The organism is Frankia sp. CcWB2, assembly GCF_977927585.1.
The window spans coordinates 1-421 of record NZ_CDWRCM010000259.1; the positions used below are offsets into that span (position 1 = coordinate 1).

Annotated in this window: 1 protein-coding gene; it reads left to right on the forward strand. The window is 67.0% G+C overall.

Features of this window, described 5'->3' with window-relative positions:
- Nucleotides 1–231: 231 nt before the first annotated feature.
- On the forward strand, nt 232–421 hold a 190-nt coding region (locus ACY45C_RS19840), incomplete at its 3' end, for an iron-sulfur cluster assembly protein (RefSeq protein ID WP_462189072.1).

The window sequence follows — 421 nt, forward strand, 5'->3', positions numbered from 1 at the left end:
AATCACAGATCAGCGACAGATCCTATACCGGGACACAATCACCCCTGGTCATGGCGATGGGCACGCTCCGCACCCGTCGTGAAGCCGACAGGGCGGGGCACGCTCCCCGGTCCGCCGAACACGGCAGACGGGGATTGTGAGCCGGCACCGTCACGTCCCCCGCGGGCTATCGTGGACCCACAGGCGGCCCGGCGGGCCGCACCTGATACCAACCTGTGACTGAGGTTTCCCTTGTCCCTATCCCGGCCTTCCCCCGACGCGGTCCAGTCGGCTCTGGCGACGGTGCACGATCCCGAGATCGGTCGTCCCATCACCGAGCTGGACATGGTCTCGTCGGTTCGCGTGCTCGACGACGGCTCGGTCGACGTCGGGGTCCTGCTCACCGTGTCCGGCTGCCCCATGCGCGACGAGATCATCAATC